This is a genomic window from Microbacterium arborescens (genome assembly GCF_049707515.1).
In the GTDB taxonomy this organism is placed as follows: Bacteria; Actinomycetota; Actinomycetes; order Actinomycetales; family Microbacteriaceae; genus Microbacterium; species Microbacterium arborescens_B.
This window is the reverse complement of sequence record NZ_JBNAFI010000002.1, coordinates 96,358-118,365: the sequence shown is the minus strand read 5'-3', so window position 1 is coordinate 118,365 and position 22,008 is coordinate 96,358. Positions and strand designations below refer to the sequence as shown.

The 22,008-nt window shown below is 71.6% G+C and carries 23 protein-coding genes and 1 pseudogene; 9 read left to right on the top strand and 15 right to left on the bottom strand.

What is annotated here, in order from left to right; translation table 11 throughout:
- Positions 1-63: 63 nt before the first annotated feature.
- Entirely contained in the window at positions 64-1,296 is a 1,233-nt protein-coding gene (gene chrA, locus ACPYN5_RS04535) for a chromate efflux transporter (RefSeq protein ID WP_424447796.1), read from the top strand.
- Here the strand turns inward: chrA and ACPYN5_RS04530 are convergent.
- The 3 genes from ACPYN5_RS04530 to ACPYN5_RS04520 all read right to left on the bottom strand — a co-directional run bounded on the left by ACPYN5_RS04530 (position 1,286) and on the right by ACPYN5_RS04520 (position 4,731).
- Positions 1,286-2,581 carry an MFS transporter gene (locus ACPYN5_RS04530; RefSeq protein ID WP_424447795.1) on the bottom strand — a complete coding sequence of 432 codons (1,296 nt, stop codon included), beginning with the start codon at positions 2,579-2,581 and terminating at the stop codon, positions 1,286-1,288. The genes chrA and ACPYN5_RS04530 overlap by 11 nt on opposite strands.
- Before the next feature lie 100 nt (positions 2,582-2,681).
- Positions 2,682-4,001 carry a M18 family aminopeptidase gene (locus ACPYN5_RS04525; protein ID WP_424447794.1) on the bottom strand — a complete coding sequence of 440 codons (1,320 nt, stop codon included), beginning with the start codon at positions 3,999-4,001 and terminating at the stop codon, positions 2,682-2,684.
- Positions 4,002-4,035: 34 nt separating this feature from the next.
- The gene (locus tag ACPYN5_RS04520) at positions 4,036-4,731 is read right to left on the bottom strand and encodes a D-alanyl-D-alanine carboxypeptidase family protein (protein WP_424447793.1); all 696 of its coding nucleotides are present in this window, start codon (positions 4,729-4,731) and stop codon (positions 4,036-4,038) included.
- 86 nt (positions 4,732-4,817) lie between these two features.
- Between ACPYN5_RS04520 and ACPYN5_RS04515 the strand changes: the two genes are divergently transcribed.
- From ACPYN5_RS04515 to ACPYN5_RS04505, 3 genes are all read left to right on the top strand, one after another.
- Positions 4,818-5,486 carry a response regulator transcription factor gene (locus ACPYN5_RS04515; protein WP_424447792.1) on the top strand — a complete coding sequence of 223 codons (669 nt, stop codon included), beginning with the start codon at positions 4,818-4,820 and terminating at the stop codon, positions 5,484-5,486.
- On the top strand, positions 5,483-6,607 hold the full coding sequence (locus ACPYN5_RS04510) for a sensor histidine kinase (protein ID WP_424447791.1): 1,125 nt from the start codon (positions 5,483-5,485) through the stop codon (positions 6,605-6,607). The genes ACPYN5_RS04515 and ACPYN5_RS04510 overlap by 4 nt, the downstream gene beginning before the upstream one ends.
- Positions 6,608-6,727: 120 nt before the next feature.
- Positions 6,728-8,215 (top strand): MATE family efflux transporter, encoded by a 1,488-nt coding sequence (locus ACPYN5_RS04505; RefSeq protein WP_424447790.1) that lies wholly within the window; start codon positions 6,728-6,730, stop codon positions 8,213-8,215.
- Between the two features lie 18 nt (positions 8,216-8,233).
- On the opposite strand, the gene ACPYN5_RS04500 is transcribed toward ACPYN5_RS04505, so the two are convergent.
- Entirely contained in the window at positions 8,234-10,069 is a 1,836-nt protein-coding gene (locus ACPYN5_RS04500; RefSeq protein WP_424447789.1) for an NYN domain-containing protein, read from the bottom strand.
- Between the two features lie 83 nt (positions 10,070-10,152).
- Here ACPYN5_RS04500 and ACPYN5_RS04495 point away from each other — a divergent pair, with 83 nt between their 5' ends.
- Genes ACPYN5_RS04495 through ACPYN5_RS04485 form a run of 3 tightly spaced genes read left to right on the top strand, consistent with a single transcriptional unit; the run spans position 10,153 to position 12,427 of the window.
- A complete protein-coding gene (locus ACPYN5_RS04495) occupies positions 10,153-10,944 on the top strand; it encodes a glycosyltransferase family 2 protein (RefSeq protein WP_424447788.1) in 792 nt (263 codons plus the stop codon).
- A complete protein-coding gene (locus ACPYN5_RS04490; RefSeq protein WP_424447787.1) occupies positions 10,941-11,804 on the top strand; it encodes an endonuclease/exonuclease/phosphatase family protein in 864 nt (287 codons plus the stop codon). The genes ACPYN5_RS04495 and ACPYN5_RS04490 overlap by 4 nt, the downstream gene beginning before the upstream one ends.
- The gene (locus ACPYN5_RS04485) at positions 11,801-12,427 is read left to right on the top strand and encodes a DUF2238 domain-containing protein (protein ID WP_424447786.1); all 627 of its coding nucleotides are present in this window, start codon (positions 11,801-11,803) and stop codon (positions 12,425-12,427) included. Before ACPYN5_RS04490 ends, ACPYN5_RS04485 begins: the two co-directional genes overlap by 4 nt.
- On the opposite strand, the gene ACPYN5_RS04480 is transcribed toward ACPYN5_RS04485, so the two are convergent.
- The 3 genes from ACPYN5_RS04480 to ACPYN5_RS04470 form a co-directional block, all read right to left on the bottom strand.
- Entirely contained in the window at positions 12,411-13,646 is a 1,236-nt protein-coding gene (locus ACPYN5_RS04480) for an NAD(P)/FAD-dependent oxidoreductase (protein ID WP_424447785.1), read from the bottom strand. The two genes, ACPYN5_RS04485 and ACPYN5_RS04480, sit on opposite strands and share 17 nt — an antisense overlap.
- Positions 13,646-14,023: an amastin family protein gene (locus ACPYN5_RS04475; RefSeq protein ID WP_424447784.1), complete on the bottom strand. Its 378-nt coding sequence runs from the start codon at positions 14,021-14,023 to the stop codon at positions 13,646-13,648. Before ACPYN5_RS04475 ends, ACPYN5_RS04480 begins: the two co-directional genes overlap by 1 nt.
- A 93-nt stretch (positions 14,024-14,116) precedes the next feature.
- Positions 14,117-15,082: a GlxA family transcriptional regulator gene (locus tag ACPYN5_RS04470; protein WP_424447783.1), complete on the bottom strand. Its 966-nt coding sequence runs from the start codon at positions 15,080-15,082 to the stop codon at positions 14,117-14,119.
- Between the two features lie 125 nt (positions 15,083-15,207).
- Here ACPYN5_RS04470 and ACPYN5_RS04465 point away from each other — a divergent pair, with 125 nt between their 5' ends.
- Positions 15,208-15,846, top strand: a complete 639-nt coding sequence (locus tag ACPYN5_RS04465; protein WP_424447782.1) for an isochorismatase family protein — start codon at positions 15,208-15,210, stop codon at positions 15,844-15,846.
- A 138-nt stretch (positions 15,847-15,984) separates the two neighbouring features.
- Here ACPYN5_RS04465 and ACPYN5_RS04460 read toward each other — a convergent pair whose 3' ends face one another.
- Positions 15,985-16,809, bottom strand: a complete 825-nt coding sequence (locus ACPYN5_RS04460; protein WP_424447781.1) for an SDR family NAD(P)-dependent oxidoreductase — start codon at positions 16,807-16,809, stop codon at positions 15,985-15,987.
- A gap of 132 nt (positions 16,810-16,941) precedes the next feature.
- Here ACPYN5_RS04460 and ACPYN5_RS04455 point away from each other — a divergent pair, with 132 nt between their 5' ends.
- The gene (locus ACPYN5_RS04455; RefSeq protein ID WP_424447780.1) at positions 16,942-17,157 is read left to right on the top strand and encodes a hypervirulence associated TUDOR domain-containing protein; all 216 of its coding nucleotides are present in this window, start codon (positions 16,942-16,944) and stop codon (positions 17,155-17,157) included.
- Between the two features lie 68 nt (positions 17,158-17,225).
- Here ACPYN5_RS04455 and ACPYN5_RS04450 read toward each other — a convergent pair whose 3' ends face one another.
- From ACPYN5_RS04450 to ACPYN5_RS04420, 7 genes and pseudogenes are all read right to left on the bottom strand, one after another.
- On the bottom strand, positions 17,226-17,681 hold the full coding sequence (locus tag ACPYN5_RS04450; RefSeq protein ID WP_424447779.1) for an SRPBCC family protein: 456 nt from the start codon (positions 17,679-17,681) through the stop codon (positions 17,226-17,228).
- A gap of 110 nt (positions 17,682-17,791) precedes the next feature.
- Positions 17,792-18,877 (bottom strand): winged helix DNA-binding domain-containing protein, encoded by a 1,086-nt coding sequence (locus ACPYN5_RS04445; protein WP_424447778.1) that lies wholly within the window; start codon positions 18,875-18,877, stop codon positions 17,792-17,794.
- Positions 18,878-19,019: 142 nt separating this feature from the next.
- Positions 19,020-19,250, bottom strand: coding sequence for an SIR2 family NAD-dependent protein deacylase (locus ACPYN5_RS04440; protein WP_424448253.1), 231 nt, complete (start codon positions 19,248-19,250; stop codon positions 19,020-19,022).
- Positions 19,251-19,324: 74 nt separating this feature from the next.
- Positions 19,325-19,702 (bottom strand): annotated as a pseudogene (locus tag ACPYN5_RS04435) (Sir2 family NAD-dependent protein deacetylase); the annotation flags it as partial.
- The gene (locus tag ACPYN5_RS04430; RefSeq protein WP_424447777.1) at positions 19,699-20,436 is read right to left on the bottom strand and encodes a sulfurtransferase; all 738 of its coding nucleotides are present in this window, start codon (positions 20,434-20,436) and stop codon (positions 19,699-19,701) included. The gene ACPYN5_RS04430 and the pseudogene ACPYN5_RS04435, both read right to left, overlap by 4 nt.
- A 136-nt stretch (positions 20,437-20,572) precedes the next feature.
- On the bottom strand, positions 20,573-21,421 hold the full coding sequence (locus tag ACPYN5_RS04425) for an aldo/keto reductase (RefSeq protein ID WP_424447776.1): 849 nt from the start codon (positions 21,419-21,421) through the stop codon (positions 20,573-20,575).
- An 86-nt stretch (positions 21,422-21,507) separates the two neighbouring features.
- Positions 21,508-22,005, bottom strand: a complete 498-nt coding sequence (locus ACPYN5_RS04420) for a GNAT family N-acetyltransferase (RefSeq protein WP_424447775.1) — start codon at positions 22,003-22,005, stop codon at positions 21,508-21,510.
- Between the last annotated feature and the right edge of the window lie 3 nt (positions 22,006-22,008).

Here is a 22,008-nt window from a genome sequence, read left to right as displayed (position 1 = left end):
CTCCGTGTGACGGTCGCGCACGGCGTTCACCCGGCGTTCACCCACGGATGGTGCTGTGGGCCGGTGTCGAACCTCGCCGCCGTGTTCGCGGTGTTCCTGCGCCTGGGCTTGACCTCCTTCGGCGGCCCGATCGCACACCTCGGCTACTTCCGCGAAGAGTTCGTCACGCGGCGACGGTGGATCGGCGATCGAACCTATGCCGAGCTCGTTGCGCTGTGTCAGTTCCTGCCCGGGCCCGCGTCGAGTCAGGTGGGGTTCGCGATCGGGTTGCGCCATGCCGGCATCGGCGGGGCGCTGGCCGCCTTCGCGGCGTTCACCCTCCCCTCGGCGGCCCTGATGGTGTGGGCGGCGAGCGGTGTCGGGGCGGTCTCGGGCCCGATCGGGGCGGGAGTGATCGATGGGCTCGAAGTGGTCGCGGTAGCGGTCGTCGCGCACGCCGTGTGGGGAATGGCCCGCTCCCTCGCTCCCGACCGTCCACGCGGCACCATCGCGATCGCCGCCGCCGTCGGCGTCGTGCTGGTGGGCGGTCCGTTCGCACCGCTGGTCGCCATCGCGGTGGGCGCCGTCGCGGGCGCTCTGTGGCTCGGCGAAGCTCATCCTGCCGTGCGGAGCGGCGGGTCCGAGCCGGTCGATGCCCGCACCGCCGCGGACGAGGAGACCCTCCCCTCCGCGGGTCGCCGCGTCGGGGTCGCCGCGCTCGTCCTGCTGGCGGTGCTCCTGCTCGCGACCCCGATCGCAGCGCGCGGCACGGGCGCGGGCCCGATCGCCCTGTTCGACGCGTTCTTCCGGTCGGGGGCACTCGTCTTCGGCGGTGGCCACGTCGTGCTCCCGCTCCTCGAGAGCGCCGTCGTCGGCCCGGGGTGGGTGGATGCCGAGACCTTCGTCGCCGGGTACGGCGCAGCGCAGGCACTCCCCGGCCCGCTCTTCGCCTTCGCCGCCTACCTCGGAGCCCTCTCGAGCGTCGGCCCGGGAGGCGTCGCCGGTGCGGCCGTCGCGTTGATCGCGATCTTCCTGCCCGGCTTCCTCCTGCTCCTGGGTGCGCTCCCGCTCTGGGCCGCGCTACGTCGCCGCCCCCGGGCCCGGGGCGTCGTCGGCGGCGCGAGCGCCGCCGTGGTCGGCATCCTCGCCGCCGCTCTCTACGACCCGGTGTTCACGACCTCGATCACCCGGGGCGATCAGTTCGCGCTCGCCCTCGTCTGCTTCGGTCTGCTGACTCTCTGGCGCTGCCCGGCCTGGGTGATCGTCGTGCTGGGCGCCCTGGCGGGCGCGGCATCCGGAGCGCTGTTCAGCGGCTGACGAGCGTCGGCTCGGATGACGCATCCCCCGGGGTCCAGGCGCGGGCGTCGGCCCACTCCTGCCCCTCGCGTCGCTCGCGCCGCTCGAGAACGAGGTTGGCGATGCCGAGCACCAGCACGACCACGGCGGCGGCGGTCGGCAGCAGCATCGCCAGGCGGACGTCTCCGGACTCGGCGATGGCGCCGGTGACGGCCGACGACAGTGCCTGGGCGAGGGTCAGCGCCGATCCGAGGAGCGTCATGGTGGTCGCCGAACGGCCGACCGGGCTGCGGTGGCCCGCGATGCTGAACAGCGTGACCAGTGTCGGACCGACGCCGAGCCCCATCAGCAGAAGCATCACGACGACGGCGCCGAGCGAGTCCGAGGCCGCGTAGCCGCCCGCCGACACGGCGAGCACGCCTGCGAAGACCAGCCAGCGGTGTCGCAGTGCGAACCGCGTCGGAAGCATCACGACCGCCAGGGCGAGAGCGGCGGAACCGATGCCCATGAGGCCGTAGAGCAGACCCGCCTCGACGCCCTCCCCCGCCGTCTGAGCGAAAGCGGTGAGCGAGGTCAGCGTGGCCCCGAAGAACAGGCCCACCCCGAAAGTCCCCGCGACCAGGACGAGAATGCGCGGCCGGAGCATCTCCGCCATCGGAGCACGCTCCTCGACCGCGCCTGCCGCGCTGCCGGCCGCGGCCACGAGACCGCTCGGATGGAGTGCGAAGGCGGTGACGAACACGAGACTGAGCGCGGCGGCGATGGCGATCGGCGCCCAGGGCGCGATCACGGCGGCGAGGATGCCGACGAGGAACGGTCCGATGACGAATGCCGTCTCATCGGCCGCCGACTCGTACGACATCACGCGTGACAGCGTGCGCGGGCGATGCTCGGCACGGAGGCGAGCGCGGACGATGCCCATCAGCCGGCTGCGAGACATCGCCGCAGCCTGCGGGGCGCTCAAGCCGATCGCTGCGGCCGTGGCGAGGATGAGCGGATCGGCCGCACCCGACGTCACGACCAGCGGAAAGAGGCCGAGCAGCACGCCGTTGAGGATGCCGAGCGGCACGAGCACGCGCCGCTGTCCGAACCGGTCGACGGTGTCGCCGATCACGGGCCCGGCGATCACGACGCCGACGCCGACGGCGGCGGAGGTGAGGCCGCCGAGCCCCACCGACCCGGTCGCGGAGACGACGAGGGTGAGGACACCGACGACCATCATCGCGAAGGGAAGGCGGGCGATGAAGGCGATCGGGAAGAACCCCCAACCGGTGTGATGGATCAGGGAACGCTCATTCGACGTCATGCATGCCTCCGAGCAGTCAGCTCGTGATCACGTGCCGCCTTGCTCCGTCAGCAGGTAGTTGCATCGCTTCGTCCGGGCCGGCGCCGCGGACCCCTCGATTCTACCGGCGGAACAACTCCTCGGCCACGAGGGCGAGATCATGCAGGTCGGAGACTCCGGCGAGCTCGCGTGCGGAGTGCATCGAGAGGATGGGGATGCCGACGTCGACGGTGCGGATGCCCAGCCCCGTGGCGGTGATGGGGCCGATCGTCGAGCCGCACGGCACGCTGTTGTTCGACACGAACTCCTGGCTGTGCACGCCGGCCGCGTCGCACCATCCGTTCCATGCCGCCGCTCCCACGCCGTCGGTCGCATAGCGCTGGTTCGCGTTGATCTTCAGGATCGGCCCCGACCCCAGCACGGGCTGCACGACGGGGTCGTGCTTGTGCGCGTAGTTCGGGTGCACCGAGTGCCCGACGTCGCTCGAGACGCACCACGACGCCGCGAGTCCGCGCATCCGTTCCTCGCGGTCGGCCCCGAGCCCGAGCTGGATGCGCTCGATCACGTCGGCGAGGAACGGACCGGCGGCGCCGGAGCGCGTCGCCGACCCCACCTCCTCGTGGTCGAAGACGGCGAGCATCGCGATGTGTCCCGCGTCGAACCCATCGGCGGCGCGCTCGATCGCCACGACCCCGGCGTGGACCGAGGCGAGATCGTCGAGACGGCCCGACGCGAAGAAGACGTCGCCCGCACCGAAGACCGCGCCTCGTGCGGAGTCGGCGGTGACGACGTCGTAGCCGCGGATGCGCGCGGCATCCACTCCCGCCTCACGGGCGAGCTCGCCGAGCAGGTCGGCGGAATCGGCCGGGCCGAGCCCCCACACCGGCTGGGTCTGGGTCTGCTTGTCGAGGGCGAGGCGGTCGTTGGCCTCGCGGTCGAGATGGATCGCGAGTTGGGGCAGACGAAGGAGCGGGCCGGTCGCGGTGAGCACGGCCGTCCCGTCGTCGAGCACGAGACGCCCCGCCAGCCGCAGCTCGCGGTCGAGCCAGGAGTTCAGAAGGGGTCCGCCGTAGACCTCCACACCGGCCTGCAGCCAGCCGAGCCGCCCGGTCGTGGGGCGGGGCTTGAGCTTGAACGCGGGCGAGTCGCTGTGCGCGCCGAAGACGCGGACCGGCGTCAGCGCCGTCGCCGACGACGGAACGACCCAGGCGAGCACGGCGCCGTCGCGGACGACGAGATACCGGCCGCCCGGCTGCTCCGGCCAGCGCTCGTCCTCGGATAGGGGCGTGAACCCCGCCGCGACGAGACGGCGGGCGACCTCGGCGGCCGCGTGGTAGCTCGACGGCGACGAGGCGACGAAGTCTGCGAGGTCTTCGGCGTGGGAGCGGGCGGCGGCGGTGACGGCGGGCACGGGGACTCCTGGATCGTTGGGGGCCTGCATCGATCGTAGGCGCACCCGCCGCTGCGACCGCGGCTCAGCCGTTGGCATCGGTGCGCATCGCCGGGCAGTCCGTCCCCGGTTCGGTGGCCAGCTCGAAGTGCCACGGCTCGTTGCCGTAGGTCTGGCAGACGCCGAACTCCGAGCCGTCCGAGATCAGCCAGTACTGCGCATCGACCGGCCCGATGTCGATGGCCTCGCCGCTGACGTGGCGCGACTGCTCGGGGGTGGCGACGTATGCTCGGGCGGTCTCCTCGCCCACCGCAGCGATGCGGGTGTCGAGGAGCCACTGCTGATACGCGGCGCTGCGCCAGCCGCTCGTGACCTCGAAGCGGATGCCGTCGTCGGCCGCACGCGCTTCAGCAGCACGCATCGCACCTAGCAGCGCCGGGTCGAGTCGCGAGATGGCCGGCAGGTCGTCGTCACGCAGGCTCACCTGCCGGCCCTCCTCGATGAACCCGTCATCGACCGAGGGCGAGAAGGCCAGGCCCGGGAAGGCCGGCGGAACCGGCGGCAGCGGCAGACCCGACGTACCGGCCAGCGCGCCGGCCGCGGTGGCGCCGAGCGCGACTGCTCCGACGGCGGCGACGGCCAGGAGGGCGAGCCGTCGACGGCGGACACGGCGAGTCGTCCGCGCGCGCGGGCGCGGCGGCATGAAGGTCGCCCGCCGTCCGGACTCGATCATCGGCAGCACGAGCGGGCGGGTCGGAACCGAGGTGGGAGGAATGCTCATGCCTCCAGTGGACGGGAGCGGATGTTGTTGCAGCGTCACGGATTCCGCATACACCCGCGATATGCGGGCCCGCCTATCCTGGGGCCATGCGTGTGCTGATCGTCGAGGACGAGCTGTTCCTCGCCGAGGCGGTTCGCGACGGGCTGCGCCTCGAGGCCATCTCCGCCGACATCGCCGGCGACGGCGACACGGCCCTGGAGCAGCTCGCGATCACCACGTACGACGTCGTCGTGCTCGACCGCGACATCCCGGGTCCCGGCGGGGATGAGATCGCCCGACGCCTCTCGTCGCAGTCCGAGGCGCCGCGCATCCTCATGCTCACAGCAGCCGATCGGCTGGACGACAAGGCGTCGGGCTTCGAGTCCGGTGCCGACGACTACCTCACCAAACCCTTCGCGATGCGCGAGCTCGTGCTGCGCCTGCGCGCGCTCGCCCGACGCTCCTCAGCGGCCGCTCCCCCGGTTCGGGAGTTCGGCGATGTGCGACTCGACCCGTTCCGGCGCGAGGTCTACCGGGGCGGACGCTACATCGCGCTGACGCGCAAGCAGTTCGCGGTGCTCGAAGTGCTCGTGAGCGCCGCCGGGGGCGTCATCAGCGCCGAGACCCTGCTCGAGCGCGCCTGGGATGAGAACGCCGACCCGTTCACGAACGCGGTCCGCATCACGATCTCGTCGCTGCGAAAACGCCTCGGAGAGCCGTGGGTCATCGAGACGGTGCCGGGCGTCGGATACCGCATGTCGGACCCGGCACCGTGACTGCCCGCCGGCCGGGGCTCTCGCTGCGCGTGTCGCTCACCCTCAGCTATGCGGGGTTCCTCGTCGTCGCCGGCGCCGTGCTCTTGGCCGCGGGGCTGCTGGCACTGCGCTTCGTGCCGAGCGGCGACCTGTTCAGCCAGAGCACCGGCGGCTGGGCACCGGGCCGCGGCGACCTCGTCGACGTCTTCCTCAAATACGCCGGATGGGCGCTCGCCGCCCTCGCCGTCATCGGACTCGCCGGCGGCTGGTTCCTCGCGGGCTGGATGCTCGCGCCCCTCGGGCGCATCACCGAGGTCGTCGGCCACGCCGACGCCGGCACGCTGCACCGGCGCATCGCGCTGCGGGGCCGCCGCACCGAGCTCACCGACCTCGCCGACGCGTTCGACGACATGCTCGACCGCGTCGAACGCGCCGTCGCGGAGGAGTCGCGGTTCGCCGCGAACGCGTCGCACGAGCTGCGCACCCCGCACGCCGTCATCCGCACGATCGTCGAGGTCGCGCAAGCAGATACCGCCGGCCGCGACGTGGACGTCGTCCTCAGCCGCATCGCCGAGACGAATGAGCGTGCGATCGCGACGACCGAAGCGTTGCTCGACCTCGCCCGCGCCGGGCGGGCCGGTCTGACGTTCGAACCGGTCGACCTGGCAGCGGTGACACGGCAAGTCGTCGCCGACCTCCGCGACGCCGCACCGGAACGTCGTACCCCTGATGGCGTCGCGGCACCCGCGACGCCGCCCGCGATCCGGCTCGAACTCGACGCTGCGACGGCTCGCGGCAATCCGGCGCTCATCCGGCAGCTCGTGTCGAACCTCGTCGGCAATGCCCTGACCCACAATCTCCCCGAGGGCGGCGAGGTCTCCGTGCGCACCCGGAGGGCGACCGACGGGTCGGCGGTGTTCGAGATCGCCAATGCGGGGCCGCGCATCGACGCAGCCGGCGCTGCAACCCTCACCGAGCCGTTCGTCCGCGCGGGTGGCCGCACCCGGGCCTCCTCCGATCGCGGGATCGGGCTCGGGCTGACGATCGTCTCGACGATCGTGCGCGGCCATCGCGGCGAGCTCCGGATCACGCCGCGCGACAGCGGCGGACTGCTCGTTCGGGTCACGCTCCCGCCGGCGTGAAGGCGTGGAGCGCCGCAGGCATCCGCACGTGGCAGATCTCGAATCGATTCGATACACTGGGCAACGGCGGCGCTTCGGCGCCGCCGTTGCCGTGTCCGCTCCGGTCCCCGAAAGTCATCGATGTCCCGCACCCTCACTACCGGCAGCCCGTGGCGCGTCATCCTGGCGTTCTCGGTGCCCCTGCTCATCGGCAACGTGGTGCAGCAGATGTACCACATCGTCGACGCGATCGTGGTCGGACGCTGGCTCGGCGTCGCGTCGCTGGCGGCGGTCGGCGCCACGGGCTCGATGCTGTTCCTCCTCATCGGTTTCGCCTGGGGCCTCACCTCGGGTTTCGCCATCCCGACGGCGCAGGCGTTCGGGGCGGGCGATCACGGCGCGGTGCGCCGTTCGGTGGCGGCCGGCGCGACGCTGACGGCGATCACGAGCGTGGTACTCACCGTGGTCGCGCCTTTCCTCTCGCGACCGCTCCTGGAGCTGCTGCAGACGCCTCCCGAGCTCCTCGACGAGGCGACGACCTTCGCGGTCGTCAGCTTCCTCGGCGCCGGCGCGACGATGTTCTTCAACTACCTCGCCGCGATCATCCGCGCCATCGGCGACTCCCGCACCCCGCTGATCTTCCTCACCGTGGCGTGCGTGCTCAACGTCGCGCTCGTCGTGCTGATGGTCGGACCGCTCGGCTGGGGCGTCGGTGGCGCAGCCCTCGCGACGGTGGTTTCGCAGGCGCTCTCGGTGGTGCTGTGCCTCGACTACATCCGCCGTCGCATCCCCGTGCTGCGCATGCGCCGGGCCGACTGGCACGTCACACGCGCCGACCTCGCGCTGCATCTCCGGCTGGGCCTGCCCATGGGCTTCCAGGCATCCATCATCGCGATCGGGACGCTCGCGGTGCAGGTGCGGCTGAACGAGCTCGGTGCCGACGCGGTCGCCGCGTACACGACCGCCTCGCGCGTCGACGGCCTTGCCGTCGCCCTGCTGCAGTCGCTCGGGCTCGCGGTGTCGATGTTCGTCGCGCAGAACTACGGCGGCGGACGCCCCGACCGCATCCGGCAGGGAGTCGCTCAGGCGACGTGGATGGCCGTCATCGGCGCGGTCGGTCTCGGTGTCGTGCTCGTCGCCTTCGGTGCGCCGCTCGTCCGGTTGTTCGTCGGCGACGGCTCGGACGGCGTCGTCGCGCTGGCCGCGCTCATGCTCGTGATCAACGGTGCCACCTACACGGCGCTCGGCGTGCTCTTCGTGCTGCGCGGCGCCCTGCAGGGCCTCGGCCACACCCTCGTGCCGACGGTGACCGGAATCGTCGAGCTGTTCATGCGCATGGGGGCGGCGGTCGTCCTGGGCGCAGTGATCGGCTTCGCCGGGGTCGCGTGGAGCAACCCGCTCGCCTGGCTCGGCGCGACGGTCATCCTCATCCCCGCTTACCTCCGCGCCCGCCGCGAGCTCGCCGGTATGCCGGTCGCCCGCACCGACCACATCACCACGGCGACGACCCCCGTGCCGGTGGTCGGTCCCGCGAGCGGGTCGATGGTCGTCGATGCCGTCGTCACCCAGCCCGTGCCCGTCATCCCCTCGGGCCGGCGGCGCGTGCTCCGGCGCAGCTCGGCCCGCTGACCCGGAAAGGCGGCGCGCTCAGCCGGCGTTGGAGGCGGGACGGGACGCCCGGCGCGGGGCACGCTTGGGACGCTCGGCCGGAGCGGGCTCGGGAGGCGTCGCCTCGGCTGTCGCAGCACCGGGATCGGCAGACGCAGGAGCGGGCTCGGCCTTCCCCGCTGCGCCCATCGCATCCTCGGACGCTTCTGCGGGCTCGGGCTCGACGACCGCGGCGGACTTCGCGGCCCGGCTGCGCGGAGCGCGCTTCGGCCGCTCGCCCGCCTTCGGCGCCGTCTCGCCCCCGGACTCCGTCGCTACCTCCGCCCCGGTCTCGGCCCCGGCTTCGACAGTCGGCGCCGCAGCGGCCTTCTTCCGCGTCCGCGCGGCAGTGCGGCCCGCGTCCGCGCGCTCCGGCGCATCTGTCGGCGCTGCCGCAGCCTCGGATGCCGCAGCCTCGGATGCCGCAGCCTCGGATGTAGTAGTAGCCGCGGCCGGTTCGACCGCGTCAGCCGACGCCTCCGTGCGCGCGCCCCGATCGGCAGCGCTCGCGGTGCGGGACGCCCGCGTCTTCGCACCGCTGGTCTTCTTCGCACCGCTGGTCTTCTTCGCAGCGGCGGGCTTCTTCGTGCTGCGGCCCGAGTCGGACGCCTCGACGGCAGCCTCACGCGGATCCGCGTCCCGGGTGGCCGCGGGCTCGACCGCGGCCGGCGCTCCCCGCGTCTCGTCCTCGGCGGGAGCCACGACGGATGCCGCCGTCCCGGCCGCGCCGCGCGCCGCGGACGACACCGCATCGAGGGCGGCGTCGAGAGCGGCGCCCAGCGTCAGCTGCTCGATCATCGGTCGGCGTCCACGGCCCTCCGGGGCGCTCGATCGGGTGTCGACGCCTCGCGGGCCGGCGCTGGCGTCGGCGTCCACGGCTCGCGGGGTCGACGTCGGCTCTCCCGCGGCCACATCCTGCGACGCCGCATCCTGCGACGCCCCGTCCTGCGGCGGCGCGGCGAGGTCGGGAGCCGCGAGCTCGGCATCCGAGAACGACCCCGACGATCCGCTCTGCGTGCGCGCCGGCTTGCGCCGCGCCCGCCCGCTGCCACCGGCGGAATCGCCCTCGACCTGCAGCCTCGACGCCTCGTCGGGACTCTTTGATCCCTTCGCCGCCTTCGGCCGGATCGACATGCCGCCCGGCTTCGACTCGATTGCGAACAGCCCCACTGCCTTGAGGAGATCCGAGAGCTTCGCGTACCCCCAGTTGCGGGGGTCGAAGTCGGGCTGCTGCTTGCGCATGAGCTGGCCCACGGTGCCGAGATCCGACCAGCCGTCATCGGCCGACGCCGTCTCCACCGCACTGCGCAGGAGCGCCACGAGCCGCGCGTCGGCGCGCAGAGCGGCGGGCGTCCATCGCCCAGAGGCGGTCGAACGCGCCGCATCCGGCTCGTCGACGACACCGAGCACTTCGAGGTAGGTGAACTGGTCGCAGGCGTTCCGGAAGGCCTCGGGGGTCTTCCGCTCGCCGAAGCCGTAGACGGTCACGCCCTCTTCGCGGATGCGCGAGGCGAGGCGGGTGAAGTCGCTGTCGCTCGAGACGATGCAGAACCCCTGGAACCGCCGCGTGTAGAGCAGGTCCATCGCGTCGATGATGAGCGCACTGTCGGTGGCGTTCTTGCCGGTGGTGTTGTCGAACTGCTGCATCGGCTGGATGACGTGCTCGCTGGCAGCGTCCTTCCATCCGCGCAGCTGCGACTTGGTCCAGTCGCCGTAGATCCGCTTGACCGACGCGGTGCCATAGGTGGCGATCTCGGCGAGCACGCCCCCGATCCGGGACGGCGAGACATTGTCCGCATCGACGAGGACGGCGAGGAGGTCGCTCTGCTGAGGCATACCCCCAGCATGTCACTGCCGACCGGATGCCGCGGTGTCAACCCGATCGGCCTTCCGGTCACCGGCGGCTTAACGTAGGACCGATGCCACCCGACGATGCCCCGCGATCCGAGAGACCGACGGTGTCGGTGGTCATCCCGGTCAAGGACGACGCCCCCGCCCTCCGCCGCTGCCTGCGGGCCCTCGCGCTGCAGACCGATCCACCCGACGAGATCGTCGTGGTCGACAACGGCTCGAGCGACGACTCCGCCGATGTCGCCCGTGCCGGCGGCGCCCGCGTCGTGCCGTGCGCCGACCCCGGCATCCCCGCCGCCGCGGCGACGGGCTACGACCACGCCGCGGGCGAGGTGATCCTCCGCCTCGACGCCGACTGCATGCCCGCCGCCTCGTGGGTCGAACGCCTGCGGGGCGAGTTCGAGCGGCGGCCGGCCACTGCCGTCGTCACCGGCGGCGCCCGCTTCATCGACGGCCCACGGCCCCTGCGGACGCCGCTCGCGGCGGTGTACCTCGGGCTGTACGCGGCCGTCGGCTTCACCGCCCTCGGCCACCTTCCGCTGTTCGGCTCGAACCTCGCGTTCCGGCGGACGGCGTGGCGCCGCGTCAGCGCGCGGGTGCACCGAGACCCCCGACTCCACGACGACTTCGACCTCGCCTTCCACCTCGGCGAGTACTTCCCCATCCGCTACGCCCGGCACGCGGCCATGGGGATGTCGATGCGCCCCTTCTTCGACCGTCGCGCCTTCGGCGAGCGGGTCGTGCGCGGCTTCCGCAGCGTCGTCATCCACTGGCCCGTCGATCTGCCGCCGATCCGCCTCGTGCGACGATGGCTGCGCATCGCGACATCCCGTCCGTCCGAAACGAGAGGGCACGCATGACCGCCGCCGTCGTCGCCGACGCCGCCATCCGCCCGCTGTTCCCGGCGGCTGCCGCGACGGCGCCGGGTGACCTGCACATCGCGAGCTGGAACATCCGCCGGCGCATCGACGGTCCCACGTGGCCGCCGAACGACCGATGGAAGGTGCGAGCGCCCCGCCTGGCCGCTGTCCTGCGGGCCGACCCGCCGGCGATCCTCGGCACGCAGGAGGCGATGCCCGATCAGGCCGACCTCGTCCAGGAGTCGCTCGGGCCCGGCTATCGCTTCGTCGGTCATGGGCGCAACGCCGACGGCCGGGGCGAGGGATGCCCCATCTTCTTCGACGCCGAACGCCTCGAGCTGACCGGTCACGCGCAGCTCGCGCTGTCCCGGACCCCCGGCATCGCCGGGTCGGTCTCGTGGGGCAACCCGGTTCCTCGCGTCGTCGTGCGCGCGAGCTTCCGCGATCGCGCCACCGGCGCGACGCTGACGGTGCTCAACACCCACCTGGACGTCTTCTCCGCCACGTCGCGGCTGCGCTCGGCCTGGTTGCTCCACGACCTTGCGGAGGACGTGACGGGCACGGTCGTCGTGATGGGCGACATGAACGCCGGTCCCGGCTCGGCTCCGCTCGCGGCGCTGCTCAGCGGCGACCTCGTCGATGCGTGGGCGGCTGCGGCGCAGCGGACGACCCCGCTGTGGGACACCTACGGCGGCTACCACGAGCCGCGCGTCCGGCGCGGGCCGATCGATTGGATCGCGGTGAACCGGGGGGCGACCGTGCGGCGTGCGGCGATAGACACGCGGACGGTCGACGGCGCGGCTCCTTCCGACCACTTCGGCGTACACGTCGTCCTCGGACTCGGCGAGGAGACGTCGTGAAACGCCCCGTCATGATCGAGAACTTCCTGCGCCCGCCGCGCTCGGCGAGCGCCGTCACCGCCGACGCCGTGCGCTTCGCCGGGCTGATCAGCGTCGCGATCGCGGCGATCTGGTTCGAGGTGACAGACGCCGGCGTGCTCGCCCTGACGCTGCCGGCGCTCGTCATCCCGCGCTTCCTGGGGGCCCGGCCCGCCTTCGATATCCTCTGCGGCGTCACCGTGCTCGTCGCCGCCTGGAGCAACATCGCCGACCTGTACCGCACCTACCCCGCCTGGGACATCCCGATGCACTTCGTGTGCACCGGCGTGCTCGCAGCTCTCGGCTATCTCGCCGCAGGCCGGCTGCGCGTCGTCCCGCTGCCCGGCGCGCCGGATTACCGCCGACGCACGGGAGTCGTCGTGACGACGGCTTTCGGACTCGCGCTGAGCGCCGTGTGGGAGATGATCGAGTGGCTCGGGGCCGCCTTCGTCGACACGATCTTCGTCGCCTACGACGACACGATCGGCGACATGGCGGTGGGAGGTGCCGGCTCGATCCTCGCCGGCATCCTCGTCGCCCGCATGCGCCTGACGGCCGAGACGCACGTCAGCCACGACGCCGACCCGGTCAGACGCGCCCCGTGAGGATCAGGTTCCAGTAGACCCACGGCAGAACGCGACGGTCGAAGAACCACGACAGCCGGCTCTCGCGGTACATCCGCCGCAGGAACGGGATCGTCGGCATCAGTTCTCCCGACGGTCCGAACTCGGCCCACACGACGCTGGAACGCGACACGGTCATCGGGCACACCCCGTAGCCGTCGTAGCGCGCCGAGTGCTTCTTGCCCGCCAGCACCGCGGTGAGGTTCTTCGCGAGCACCATCGTCTGTTTGCGCAGCGCTCCCCCGCTCTTCGAGTTCGTCGTGGCGGCGGCATCCCCCAGCCCCCAAATGTTTGCGAAGCGCGGATGCTGCAACGTCTCGGGGTCGACCTCGACGAAGCCGTCGGGGTCGTCGGCGGCGGCCAGGCCAGATGCGCGGATCCATTCCGGAGCCGACTGCGGCGGCGTGACGCTGAGCAGGTCGTACCGCACGCGTTCGATTCCGGCGGGCGAGGCGATCACGGCCTCGGAGCGGCCGGCATCCACCTCGATGAGGGCGCTGTCGGTGCGCAGTTCGATGCCGTAGCGGTCGATGGCGCGCTGGATCTCGCGGTCGAAGGGCTCGATGCCGAACACCGTCTTCTCCGGCACGACGAGGACGGGACGGATGTCGCCGAGCACGCCCGTGCGCTGCCAGTAGTCGCACGCCTGGTAGAGGGGTTTCTGGGCCGCTCCCGCGCACGACGCCGGCCCCGCCGGCTGGGTGAAGACCACCGTGCCGCGACGCAGGTCGCGCAGCCGCAGCGACGTGCGAGCGGCCAGATCGCCCTCGTAATGCGTCGTGACGTCGCCGGTGCCGATGGACTCCGCGAGCCCCGGGACGCTCGCCCAGTCCTTCTGCATGCCGGGCGAGAGCACCAGCTGGTCATACCCGATCTCGCCGCCCCCGGCCAGCCGGACGACCGAACGGGCAGGGTCGACGAACACGACGGCATCGCGGATCCACGTCACCTCGTCGGGCATGACCGATCGCTGTGGCCGTACGGTCTCGCTGATGCGCGCGGTGCCGCCGGCGACATGGGAGAACAGCGGCTTGTACTCGTGGATGTCGCGGGGCTCGATGAGCGCGACATCCGCCACCCCGCGGCGCAGCAGCCGCGCCGCAGCCGAGACGCCGCCGTTGCCGCCGCCGACGACGATGACGCGGTGGTGAGCCGCGGGGCGTGCACCCGCACCGGCGAGACCGGCGTCCGCGGTCGCCATCAGCTTGCGGCTCCGAGGGTCTCGACGAGGTAGATCCCGACGAAGATGGCCAGCGCCCCCACGGCGAGGATGCCCATCGCGACCGCGAGGCGGCGGTTGCGCACGGGCGCGTCGCCCGACGACCGGGCGGCGACGAGCATCATCGCCCACGCGACGACGACGAAGACGATGCCGATCGCGGGCAGCGCGACCTGCAGCTGGAACGCGAGCGCGTACAGGACGATCGCGACGACCGCGAGGACTCCGGCGGGGACCAGCCAGCGCGACGACGAGCCCTGGCGGAAGCTCGCCTGGTTCGTCAGGTCGGAGGGGTCGGGGCGGGGCTGGCGGTCGGGCAGCTGCCCGGGTCCGTGGGCCTCCGTGCGCTTGTCGACCATGGGGTCCTCCGTTCGTGGGATCCCCACCGTATGCCGTCGCCCGATCGGGCCCGAGCCCCTTGCGCTCGGGCCCCGGATGCCACAACACGGCGGCTACGTGCTGCGCGAGGTGAGCGCACGGGCGTCGAATCGACGGCGGTAGCTCGAGGGAGTGCAGCCGAACGCCGCGAGGAAGTTCTGCCTCAGGGTGACGGGGCTTCCGAACCCGCTCGCATCAGCGATCTGATCGATGCTGAGGTCCGTGGTCTCCAGCAGGCGCCGGGTCTCGTCGAGCCGACGTGATCGCACCCAGGCGGCGGGCGTCGTGCCCGTCGCGGCGCGAAAGGCCCGGACGTAGGATCGCCGGCTCATTTGAGCCCGCGAGGCCAACTGCTCAACGTCGATCTCCATCGCGAGGTGGGTGAGCGCCCATTCGAGGGAGTCCGCGACGGGGTGACTGCCGACGTTCGGAGCCACAGGCCGTTCGATGTACTGGGCTTGGCCGCCGTCGCGATGGGGAGCGACGACCAGCGAGCGCGCCACGTGGTTCGCCGTATCGGCTCCGAGGCGGGTACGCACGATGTGCAGGCAGGCGTCGAGGCCGGATGCCGTTCCCGCCGAGGTCAGCACATCTCCGAGATCGACGTAGAGCGCCGACGCGTCGACGGTGATGTCTGGGTGGCGGGCGGCGAGTTCGTCGGCGGCCTGCCAGTGGGTGACCGCGGTCCGCCCCGCCAGGATGCCCGCATCGGCCAGGGCGATCGCGCCGAGGCAGAGCCCGGCGATGAACACCCCCCGCAGATGAGCGTCCTGCAGCGACCGCCGGAGCTGGGGGCTGACCTCCTTGCCCTGGCGCTCCCAGGACGGCAGGACCACCATGTCCGCCTCGTCCATCGCCGAGAGCCCCTCGACGCCCTCGATGGTGTAGCCCTCCGCGGTGCGGATCGAGCCGGCGCGGTCCGAGAAGAGCGTGCACGTCCAGTCGTCCACTCCCTGGCGACGCACCTCGTCGAAGACGAGCTGCGGCGTCGACAGATGGAACATCGTCGCGCCGTCGAATGCGTAGATGGCGATCTTCACGTGTGTCCTCCTGGCCCGAATCCATCGTATTCCGTCATTCGTGCCAATGGCGGATGGAGGCCGTCCGCAGGATCGTTGACGAAGGCAGCGATCGAGCTGCGTGACCTCCCAGAGAGCAGATGAACATGACCCCTCCCCGCCGTGCACTGATCGTCGTCGACGTGCAGCAGGACTACTTCGCCGGCCCGCTCGAGGTGCAGTTCCCGCCGCACGCGCAGTCACTGCCGCGGATCACGGCCGTCATCGACGCTGCCAGGAAGGGCGGAATCCCCATCGTCGCCGTCCAGCACCGTGGTGGCGACGGCTCGCCCGTGTTCGACCCGGCGACAGCCGGCTTCGATCTGCATCCCGAGGTCGAGAGCCGTCTGGACGCCGATGTGAAGCGGGTCACGAAGGAGTACGGCACCGTGTTCGGCGGCACCGACCTCCTCGCCTGGCTCCGGGACCAGGCGATCGACACGATCTCGCTCGTCGGCTACATGACGAACAACTGCATCCTGGCGTCCGCCGCTGAGGCGGAGACGCACGGTCTCACAGCTGAGGTGCTTTCGGATGCCACGGGCGCGATCCACCTCGCCAACGCTGTCGGCTTCGCTGATGCTCAGACCGTCCATGCGACGCTGATGACCCTGCTCCACTCGAATTTCGCCGCGGTGGCACCGACGATCCAGTGGCTGCGTGCCGTGGAGGACGGCGTCGCGCTCGATCGCGACAACCTCGTGCAGTCCGCGCGAGCGGGCGCTGAGCGCGCTCGTCGGCGATGACCCCCAACGTTCGCCCGCGGAGATCGCGGACGGTCAGCGATCGCCTCCGCACCGCGGTGCAGGACATGGCCGCCATCCATCTCGACGCCCTGGTCGAACACGATGTCGTCCAGGTTTTGCCGGTTACGGCTGCGTGGCTCAGCGCGCGAGCGACACCATCTCGGCGCTGCGCTCCCACAGCTCTCGGGCGAGGACGGCATCCGTCGCGTCGCGGTGCGACCGCGTGAGCCGGTCCTTCTCGTAGTACCCGCCCGGAACCCAGTCGCGCCCCGGCTCGCCGTCCGCCAGGAAGACCATCCGCGCTCCGCCTTCGTCCGTGGTGGTCATCACGCGCCGGGCGACGGGGTTGTGGTACATCCAGCGGAACGGTCCGGGCACGTTCGCGGCGAACTGCGTCGCGACGACGCCCGGGTGAAAGGCGGCGGCCGAGATGCCGCGGTCGCCGGCGCGGTGCTGCAGCTCGCGCGTGAAGAGGATATTCGCCAGCTTCGCGTTGCCGTATGCGACGCGACCCGAGTACCGCCCCGCGGCGTTGAGGTCGGTGACGTCGAAGCGCGAGAACATCCGAGCCGCGACGCTGGCGGTCTGGATGACCGAAGCGCTGCTGTCGGCGAGCCGGTCGAGCAACAGGTTCGTCAGCAGGAAGCCGGCGAGATGGTTGACCTGGAACGTCTGCTCGAACCCGTCGACGGTGAGGTGGCGCGGGCCGAAGATGCCGCCGGCGTTGTTGGCGAGCACGTCGATGCGCGGATACGCCTCGCGCAGCTCCCCCGCCAGTCGGCGTACCTGGGCGAGCTCGGCGTAGTCGGCGAGGTGGAAGGGAGCGCCCAGCTCCGCGGCGAGGGCGCGGGTCTTCTCGGGCGACCGACCCACGAGCACCACGCGGTGCCCCTCGCGGGTGAGACGCCGCGCGGCGGCGGCTCCGATTCCGTCGCTGGCTCCCGTGATCACGATCGTGCGCATGCCCGCAGTCTCGCAGGACGCATCGTCTGCGGCGACCGCTGGCGCATCGGAGCGGACTGTGTCAACGACTACCCCGGCGTCCGTGCGGCGCGGCAGGATCGCCGCAACGAACGCACAACGGAAGGAGCCGGCATGGCTCAGGAACTGTCGAAGGGCGACCGCGTCAGCTGGGGCACCTCCCAGGGGCGGACGCAGGGGAAGATCGTCGAGAAGAAGGAGAAGGACTTCCAGTTCGCGGGTCAGAAGTTCACGGCATCCGCCGACGACCCCGCCTTCATCGTCGAGTCGGAGAAGAGCGGCGACCAGGCCGCTCACAAGCGGTCCGCGCTCCGCAAGCTCAGCAGCTGAACCGCAGCGACGGCGAGAGGCCCCTCCGCGGACGGAGGGGCCTCTCAGCGTTCGTACGCGAGTCGAGGTCAGCTCTCGATGTCGCCGCGCCACGCACCGGTCTCGGTGCCGCGCGACTCGATGAACTCCTTGAAGCGCGTGAGGTCCTTCTTGACGGCGTGGTCGTCGATGCCGATGGCCGCACCGACCGACTCGACGAAGCCTTCCGGCTTCCAGTCGAGCTGCACGGTGACCCGCGTCTCGTTGTCGCCGAGCTTGTGGAACGTCACGACACCGGCGTGCTCGTCCTTGCCCTGGACGCTGTTCCAGGCGACGCGCTCGTCGGGGTGCTGCTCGGTGATCTTCGCGGTGAACTCGCGCTCCACCCCGCCGATCTTCACCTTCCAGTGGGTGGTGCCGTCGTCGAGCTGGGTGATCGACTCGACGAAGCTCAGGAAGTGCGGGAACGATTCGAACTGCGTCCACTGGTTGTACGCGACGGAGACGGGCACGTTGACGTCGATGGTCTCGATGATGCGAGCCATGGGCGGCTCCTTTCGTTTCGGTTTTCGGGGCTGAGACCATGCTTCGCCGGGAGCGTCGACCTAGCGACCGCCTTGCGACGGCGCCGGGCGGCTGGTAGGAGTCTGCTGCGTCAGTCGAGTCCGCGAACGGGCACTCCGAGCCAGTCGCCGAGATCCCTGATCTCCGCCTCGACCATCTCGCGCTCCTCCGCCTCCCACGGCAGGAGCTCGTGCATCGCGGCGACGACGAGATTCTCCTTGGGCTTGTCGAGGGCGGCATCCAGAAGGCCGATGAAGCGGTCGCCGCACAGGATCGGATGCGCGAAATAGCCGTACACCCGCTGCGCCTTGGGCAGGAACTGCTCGAGCTTGTACGCGAACTCGAATGCCTCGACGAGGCGCGGCCGGTCGAACAGCATCCCGTCGTAAGGGTTCAGGATCGCGACCCGCCCGCCCGGGTCGTCGTCGATGGCCTCGAGCGCGCGCGGATCGACCCGCCACTTCCACGTGCTGCCCTCGACCACAGCCGGGTCGCCCGCCATCCCGACGCCCGACCACGACGACTTCTGCCGCGCCAGACCCGCGCCCTGCAGGCGTCGCTCGTCGAGGAGGGCCCCGGCGTCGTCGAACGTCAGGTCGTCGGGCTCGGGACCGCGCGCGCGCTCGGCGACGTCCCACCGGCGCAGGCGACCGGTGCGGCCGACGACGGCCACCTCGCCGAGGCGCTCGAGCAGATCGAGCATCCGCGGCACCTGATTGTCGCTGTACCACCCGCCCTCGTTGCCCGCCGGCACGGCGGCGGTGTCGGGGATGTCGGACGCCAGCAGCGGCCCGTCGGCGCGCAAGCGTGCGAGCACGTCGGCGCGGAAGGCGCTGTTGGCCTCGAGCCAGGCCGCAGTGCTCTCGCGCAGCGGGCGCTCCCGCATCCGCGCGCGCATCGCGGGAAGCATGCTCGTCGGGTAGAACGACCCGGCGTACTCGAACAGCTGCCGGTCGTCCTCGACCGCTTTCGTCAGTTGACCGGGCTCGTACCCCCAGCCGATCCGCGCCCACGGGATCGCCTGCTCGCTGGGGGCGATGACCGCCGTCGGATCGATCTTGATCGCGCCGATCTGCTCGGCCACCTCGACGACGTCACCGGGGCGGTCGGCCTCGAGCAGCTGCGCCCGGACGATGATGCGGCGGGCCTGCTCGCGGGTGAGCCGGTGCGGTTCCATGCGACGACGCTACCGCCGACCCCCGACGCGCCCCCTCCCGGATCCGCGAGACGTCACTTTCGCGCCGAGACGATGGGGCCGCCCCACCGTCTCGGCGCGGAAGTGCGGTCTCGCGGGTCTGGGGGACGCGGCGTTGGCGGGGTCAGAAACGCGCGGCCCAGGTGGGCACCGTCGCGGTCGCGGGACCCAGCACGACGTCGTCGAACACACGCACGTCGTCGTGGGCCTCGAGGTTCAGCAGGGCCGTCCGAGCCCCGGCCTCGGCCGCCACGGCGACGAGCGAGGCGGCGGGGGTGACCGCACCCGACGTCCCGATGACCCAGAACTCCTCGCACAGCGCCACCGCGTCGAAGATGTCGTCGAGCCCGTACACCGCCTCACCGAACCCACCACGTCGGGGCGCAGCGCGCGGACCCCGCACGCCGGGCAGGGCGGTCGCCCGGAGAGGTCGCCGCTCCACGGCACGCGCTGCCCGCACGCCTCGCAGAGGGCCGACCCGAGCTCGCCGTGGATGTGGGTCACCCGCGTCGAGCCGGCGCGTTCGTGCAGGTCGTCGACGTTCTGCGTGACGATGAGCACGTCGCCGGGGCGCCGGGCCTCGAGATCGGCGAGCGCCCGGTGGGCGGCGTTCGGCTGCGCGGCGCGCGCGACGCGGCGGCGCTCGTCGTAGAAGGCGTGCACGAGGGCGGGGTCGGCGGCATACCCCTCGGGGGTCGCGACGTCCTCGATGCGGTGGTCCTCCCAGAGCCCGTCGGCGGCGCGGAACGTGCGGATGCCCGACTCGGCCGAGATGCCCGCCCCGGTGAGGACGACGATCCGGGTCACGGTCGTTGCCGCGCCGCCAGGTCGGGCGACAGCGCTTCGCGTTCGTCGAAGACGAAGCACTCGCCGTTCCAATGCGCGCCGCCCTCGTGCTCGAAATAGCCGAGGATGCCGCCCTCGAGCTGATAGGCGTCGACGCCCTCGTCACGCAGCACGATCGCGGCCTTCTCGCAGCGGATGCCGCCGGTGCAGAAGCTCACCACCGTCTTGCCCGCGAGCTGGTCGCGGTGCGCGCTCGCGGCATCCGGGAACTGCGTGAACCGCTCGATCCGCCAGTCCACGGCCCCCGCGAACGTGCCGTAGTCGACCTCGAACGCGTTGCGGGTGTCGAGCAGCACGATGTCGCGCCCCGCGTCGTCGTGGCCCTGGTCGAGCCAGCGCCGCAGGTCGCCGGGCGACACGCTCGGCGCCCGTTCGGCAGCGGGACGGATCGCGGGGCGATCCATGCGGATGATCTCGCGCTTGACCTTCACGAGCATCCGGCCGAACGGCTGCTCGTCGGACCAGCTCTCCTTCGCCGTCAGCGCGGCGAAGCGGTCATCGGTGCGGAGCTCGGCGAGGAACCCGCGGACGCTGCTCTCCGCTCCCGCGAGGAAGAGGTTGATGCCCTCCTCCGCGAGGAGGATCGTCCCCCTCAAATCCGCCGCCGCGGCCCGCTCGCCGAGCACCGCGCGCAGCGCTGCCGGGTCGGCGATGTGCGTGAAGAGGTACGCCGAGACGTTCAGGACGGATGCCACCCCTCCAGCCTACGAAACCGCGGCGGCACGCGGATCGGGCGCGGTTCGCGACATCCGGCGCAGAAACACCTCCGCACGACGCCGCGAACTGCGCCCGATCCGCCGGTGCCCGAGCCGGACCGAGCCCGGGCCGGAGTCAGTTCACCTCGGAGGGGTGGGCGCTCACGCGGCCCGAGCCGTCGCCCGGGTCGAGGGCCGAGATGGCGTCGACCTGCGCGGTGGTGAGCTCGAAGTCGAACAGCGACGCGTTCTCGACCATGCGCTCGCGGTTGACCGTCTTGGGGAAGACGATGAAACCGCGCTGCAGGTGCCAGCGGAGTACGACCTGCGCGGGGCTCTTGCCATGGGCGGCCGCGGCCTCGGCCACGGGCTCCGCGCCGAAGAGGTCGTACTTGCCCTGTCCGAGCGGACCCCACGACTCGATGCGCACACCCTTGTCGGTCGCCCAGTCGACGACATCCTTCTGCTGGTAGGCGGGGTGCAGCTCGATCTGGTTCACCGCGGGAAGCACGCCGGTCTCGGCGTGGATCTTCTCGAGGTGCTCGACGAGGTGGTTCGAGACGCCGATCGAGCGGGTGTGACCTGCATCGCGGAGCTCGATGAGCTTCTGCCAGGCGTTGACGTAGTTGCCGTTCGCGGGAGCGGGCCAGTGCACGAGGTACAGGTCGACGTGGTCGAGCCCGAGCTTGTCGAGGCTCTCCGAGAGGGCCGCGCGGGGCTCGTCGCCGCCCTGGCGGTCGTTCCACAGCTTGGTCGTGACGAACAGCTCGTCACGCGGGATGCCGCTCGCGGCGATGGCGCGGCCGACGCCCTCCTCGTTGCCGTAGATCGCGGCGGTGTCGATGTGGCGGTATCCCGCCTCGAAGGCCTCGGAGACGAGACGCTCGGTCTCGGCCGGGTCGACCTTGAAGACGCCGTAGCCGAGCTGCGGGATCTCGAAGCCGGAGTTGAGGGTCACGTTGGGGACGTGGATCTGATCTGCCATGCCTCCACCCTATGAGCGCCCTCCCCCACCGTCGGCGGGCTTGACGCGGGCGGCCGCCCGGGGCAGACGCGGACCGACGGGGTCGTTCAGCCCGCCAGCGCGAGCAGGGCGTCGCCGGTGAGGCGCTGCGTCGTCCACTCCGTCATCGGGGCGGCTCCGATCGAGCGGTAGAACGCGATCGAGGGGGCGTTCCAGTCGAGCACGGTCCACTCGAGTCGCGAGTAGCCGCGGTCGAAGCAGACCTCGGCGAGCGACGAGATGAGCGCTTTCCCGTACCCGGAACCGCGCTGCGCCTCGTCGACGAACAGGTCTTCGAGCCAGACGCCGTGGCGCCCGGTCCAGGTCGAATAGGTGAGGAACCAGATCGCGATGCCGACGATCACGCCCTCTCGCTCGACGACGTGGCAGAACGCGCGGGGCTCGGCCCCGAACAAGGTGTCGCGGAGCGCGTCGGCGGTGTTCTCGACGGCATCCGGCTCCTTCTCGTAGACGGCGAGGGCACGGATGCAGTCGAGGATGCCGGTCTCGTCTCCGGGACGAGCGGCGCGGAGCACGGCGCCGCCGGGAAGATCGCGCGGGGTCATGCC